Below are 4,924 nucleotides of genomic sequence, written 5' to 3' on the forward strand. Positions count from 1 at the left end.
GCGGGATGGCGGACGCCTGCCTGGCTGCCATCGGCGTCGAGACCTCCGCCCAGGCGGTGGGCGTGCATTACGGAGGCCGGGGGCGCACCGCCGCGACGGGGCACGGGACGGCCCCGCGCCCGGGAGCCGGGACGGCGGACGGACTGCTCGACGGCTGGCTCGTCGACACCGCCGACGCCGGCGCGACCGTTCCCGGCGCGACCGTGGCCGCGGCACCCCTGCTGATGACCGATCTGAAGGCCACGGTGGCGATCGTCCGGGCGGCTCTGGAGCTCGCCGGTGTCTGAGCGCAGCGCGGAACGGGCGCTGCGCGTGTTCCCGCTCACCGGCATCGGCGAGGTCCGTCCCGGCGACGATCTCGCCGTCCTGGTGGCCTCGGCCGCCCGGACGCACGGCCCGGCACTCGCCGACGGCGATGTCGTCGTGGTCACCTCAAAGATTGTTTCGAAGGCCGAGGGACGGCTCGTCACGGTGTCCGGCGACCGCGAGGAAGCCAGGCAGGCCATGATCGACAGTGAATCGGTGCGCGAGGTCGCCCGGCGCGGCCCGACCCGGATCGTCGAGACGCACCACGGTTTCGTCCTCGCCAGCGCGGGGGTCGACGCGTCGAACATCGCCAAGGACTCCCTCGCCCTGCTCCCGGTGGATCCGGACGCCAGCGCCAGGCGGCTGCGGTCGGGCCTGGCCACCGTACTCGGCGTGGATGTCGCCGTCGTCGTCACCGATACCGCCGGACGGCCGTGGCGACGCGGCCTGACCGACATCGCCATCGGGGTGGCCGGCATGGCGGCGCTGCGCAGCCACGTCGGCGACCTCGACGGCTACGGCAACGAGCTGGGGATGACCGAGGTGGCCGAGGCCGACGAGCTCGCCGCGGCCGCCGACCTCGTCAAGGGCAAGCTGGGCGCCACGCCGGTGGCGGTCGTCCGCGGCTACGGCCGGCTGCCCGACGACGGCACCGGCGGGCGGGCACTGCTGCGTCCCGCGGGTGAGGACATGTTCCGCCTCGGCACCCTCGAGGCGCGCCGGGCGGCGCTGCGCGAGCGGCGCACCGTGCGGGACTTCTCCGACACCCCGGTCGACCCGGCCGCGGTTGACCGGGCGATCGCGGCGGCATTCACCGCCCCGGCCCCGCACCACACCACACCATGGCGTTTCGTGATCGTGACCGAGCGACGCGCGGCGCTGCTCGACGCGATGGCCGAGACCTGGGCGGACGATCTACGACGCGACGGGTTCGGCGAGGCGGCCGTCGAGCGTCGGCTCCGGCGCGGCGAGGTGCTGCGGCGTGCCCCACTGCTGATCGTTCCGATCATGGTCCTCGACGGCGCGCATCCCTATCCGGACGCCCGCCGCGCCGCCGCCGAGGAGCGGATGTTCACCGTCTCCGTCGGGGCCGGGGTGCAGAACCTGCTCGTCGCCCTGGCCACGGAGGGTCTGGGGTCGTGCTGGGTATCGTCGACGCTGTTCTGCCCGGAGGTGGTCACCCGGGTGCTCGACCTGCCGGCCGGTTGGGCGCCGATGGGCACGGTCGGGGTCGGGCACGCCGCCGCGCCCGTACCCGCCCGACCGGACCGCGATACCGCGGCGTTCGTCCTCCACCGCTGACCTCGTGGCCGGCCCGTCCCGGGTGGCCCGGTCCCGGGATGATCCGTGACGCCACGGTCACGGTGCAGCGTGGCGAGACAGGGCGTGTCCGGTGGTGTTCGGCGGGTCGGATCCATCCTGCCCGGACGACGTGGTTCAACACTTCGTAGGATCAGCTGTCGTGGGTAAGAAGAGCGTCGAACGCAACACCCGGCTCGAGCAGTTGCGCCGTGAACAGAAGCCCAGGGAACGCCGCCGCGCGCTGCTCATCTACGGGACGTCGGGGCTCGTCGCCGTCGCGCTCCTCGTCGGCATCATCATCTACAGCGTCGCGGACAGTAGATCGAAGAACGAGGCCCGCAAGGTCGGCTACGTCGCGCCGGCCTCGGCGGCCGCCACCGCGGCCGGGTGCACCGGCACGGCGAACGACCCGTTCCGCGGCTCGACGCACGTCAGCACAGCGGTCACATACGAGGCGTCACCGCCGTCCTCGGGTAACCACAACCCCGACCCCCTGCCCGACGGCATTCCCTTCTACAACCCGAACTCGGGCATCTCGGCGGAACGTGCCGTACACAACCTCGAACACGGCTTCGTGATCGGCTGGTACGACAAGAGCCTGCCGGGGGATCAGGTCGACAAGCTGCGCAAGCTCGCGGCGAATGCCGGGCCGCGGTTCATCGGTATGCCCTGGACCCGGAGCACCTTCGTCGACAACAAGCACTTCGTCCTGACCGCCTGGGACCGCACCCAGCGATGCTCGACGGTCTCCGCGGACGTGATCAAGGATTTCGTCACCAAGCATGCGAACCCGGACGCCGCCGGGGCCACCTGGGACTCACCGACCGCTCCGGAGTCCGGCGCGGCGGGCGGCACCCTGAACGTGACGGCGGACGGCCCCCTGGTGGATCCGGGCGCGGCCGCCTCCCCGCTCCCCGGCGCGGGCACCATGCCGCTGTCGCCCACCACCCCGACCCCGGCACCCTGACCCTCCCCGGCACCCTGACCCTCCCCGGCACCCTGACCCTCCCCGGCGCGGCGACACGGCACAGGACAAGTCAGCTCCCGCCGTGGCGGATCGGCATCAGCAGGTAGCGGTAGGCGCCCTCGTCAACGGCGCCGCGGCCGCTGTCCTTGCCGGTGAGCACCGCGGGTTTCGCGGCGGCCTCGGCCGGATCGGCGTCGACGAACCCGATCGTCGCCTGATCGTCCTCGACGGCACCGAGCCCGTCCAGCAGGTAGGACGGGTTGAACAGCACCGAGAGCTCGGGACCTGCGTACTCGACCGGAATCGTCTCGCTGGCCTGTGCGCCACCGCCGTCCCCGGCCTCGGCGACGACCTGGTCGCGGGTGAACGTGAACCGCAGCGGCCCGGTGCGGGTGGCGACGACAGCCACCCGGCGGACCGCCGCGGCGAGCGCCGCGGTCTGCGCGGTGACGACGAGCGCGGCCGCCTCGGGCAGGAGCTTGCGGTAGTTGGGAAACGTCCCTTCGATGAGTCGGACGATGGTCTGCCGGCCGCCGGCGACGAGGCCGAGCCGGGCGCCGGACGGATCGTCGAGGTCCAGGCCAATCATGATGCGGGAGGCCGACGTCGGCATGCGGGCCACCTCGGCGAGAACCTTGGCGGGCACGTGCGCGAGCGCCCACGGATCGTCGACTGTCGGCTGCCAGGGTATGCCGCGTACCGCGAGCCGGTACCGGTCAGTGGCGGCGAGGGTCAGCCCGCGCCCGGAGATCTCCATCCGGACCGCGGTGAGCACGGGCATGGTCTCGTCCCGGCCGGCCGCCGGGGCGACCTGACCGACCGCGGACGCGAACCCGAGCGTGTCCACCTCACCGATCGGTCCGGGAAAGCTGGGGAGCTTCGGGTAGTCGCCCGGGTCCATTAACGGCACGGTGAAACGGACGCTGCCGCAGCGCAGGACCAGCCGGTCACCGTCGACCACGACGTCGACCGTCGTCGCGGGCAGGCTGCGCACGATGTCCGTGAGGAGCCGGCCGGGCACCAGCACCCGCCCCGGTTCGTCCACCGAGGCCGCGACCGGAGCCCGCACCGCCACCTCCGTGTCGTACGCGCAGATCGTCAGGACCGAGGCCGTGGCCGGCCCCTGGCGCGCCGCGGAACCAGGAGACGCCGCGGAACCCGACGGCAGGGGAACCGCGGCGGGCGCCGACGCCGGGGCGCCATGGCCCGCGGTGAGCAGGATGCCGGTCAGGACGTTCCGGGCCGGGCCCGGCCGGTTGGGTAGATGCCGAGCGGCCCAGCCGGTCGCGTCGGCGAACGCGTCGCGTTCCACGCTGAACCTCATGAGTGCGATTGTCCTCGGCCACGGCGCGGAATCGCCGCATTCAGCGGGCGGTGTTTGTTCCCCGTCCGTGGATGTCCGCGAGATCTCCGCCCGGACGGGCCGCAGCCGCCGCGTCGTGAGGAGAGGCGGCGGCGCTACCAGTGGTCCGCCGCCGCCCGCAACCGGTCGGCTGCGCTCAGGTGCGGTCCGAGCTGAATCGCACAGCGCCCGCCGAGAGGACGGCTCCGGGGAACACGCGCGCCCCGGACCGCAGCTCGTTGCCTCGCTCGATCCGTGCCCCGTCGCCGATGACCACCCCGTCGAGCGCGACACCGGAGCCGATCACCGCGTCCCGACCGATCACGCTGTCCCGCACGACCGCCCCGGCCTCGATGACCGCACCGTCGAACAGCACGGCACCGTCGATCGCGGCACCCGCGCCGACCCACGCACCGGTCCCGACGGTCGCCCCGCCACCGATCTTGGCGTCGGCGGCCACGACAGCACCGGGCAGCACCAGGCAGTCCCCGACCGGCCCCGGCAGCGCCGACGACGCCATCCGGCCGGTCACCAGATCGCGACTGCCCTGCACGAACGCCGCGGGAGTTCCGAGGTCGAGCCAGTAGGTGTCATCCGGGTAACCCATGACCGTCGTGCCGGCGGCCAGCAGTCCCGGGAAGGTCTCCCGCTCGACCGAGACCGGTCGTCCCGTCGGGATCGTGTCGATGACGGACCGCCGGAACACGTAGCACCCAGCGTTGATCAGATTGGTGGGCGGGTCCGGGGTCTTCTCCAGGAAGGCGGTGACGCGACCATCGTCGTCGACGGGCACGACCCCGAAGGCACGCGGGTCCACCACCCGGGTCAGATGCAGGGTGACCGCCGCGCCGGTCCCCGTGTGCCGCGCGACGAGGGCCTGGACGTCCAGACCGGCGAGGATGTCACCGTTGAAGATCACGACCGGATCGTCCGGTCCCCCGTGGAGCCGCTCGGCCACGTTGCGGATCGCGCCGCCCGTGCCCATCGGCTCGGTCTCGGTGACGTAC

4 protein-coding genes and 1 pseudogene are annotated in these 4,924 nt (G+C 73.0%); 3 read left to right on the plus strand and 2 right to left on the minus strand.

The annotated features are described in order from the left end of the window. The 3 genes and pseudogenes from ACY45C_RS10590 to ACY45C_RS10600 all read left to right on the plus strand — a co-directional run. A pseudogene (locus ACY45C_RS10590) lies at nt 1-287 on the plus strand (2-phospho-L-lactate transferase); the annotation flags it as partial. Continuing rightward, nucleotides 280-1,608, plus strand: a complete 1,329-nt coding sequence (locus ACY45C_RS10595) for a coenzyme F420-0:L-glutamate ligase (protein ID WP_462187449.1) — start codon at nt 280-282, stop codon at nt 1,606-1,608. The pseudogene ACY45C_RS10590 and the gene ACY45C_RS10595, both read left to right, overlap by 8 nt. 160 nt (nt 1,609-1,768) lie before the next feature. Next, nucleotides 1,769-2,575 (plus strand): DUF3105 domain-containing protein, encoded by an 807-nt coding sequence (locus ACY45C_RS10600; RefSeq protein ID WP_462187450.1) that lies wholly within the window; start codon nt 1,769-1,771, stop codon nt 2,573-2,575. Between the two features lie 70 nt (nt 2,576-2,645). On the opposite strand, the gene dnaN is transcribed toward ACY45C_RS10600, so the two are convergent. Together dnaN and ACY45C_RS10610 are read right to left on the minus strand one after the other, a co-directional pair. Further along, nucleotides 2,646-3,899 (minus strand): DNA polymerase III subunit beta, encoded by a 1,254-nt coding sequence (gene dnaN / locus ACY45C_RS10605; protein ID WP_462187451.1) that lies wholly within the window; start codon nt 3,897-3,899, stop codon nt 2,646-2,648. 175 nt (nt 3,900-4,074) lie between these two features. Then, nucleotides 4,075-4,924: sugar phosphate nucleotidyltransferase (locus ACY45C_RS10610; protein WP_462187452.1), on the minus strand; the 850-nt coding region annotated here is incomplete at its 5' end.

It is taken from the genome of Frankia sp. CcWB2, assembly GCF_977927585.1.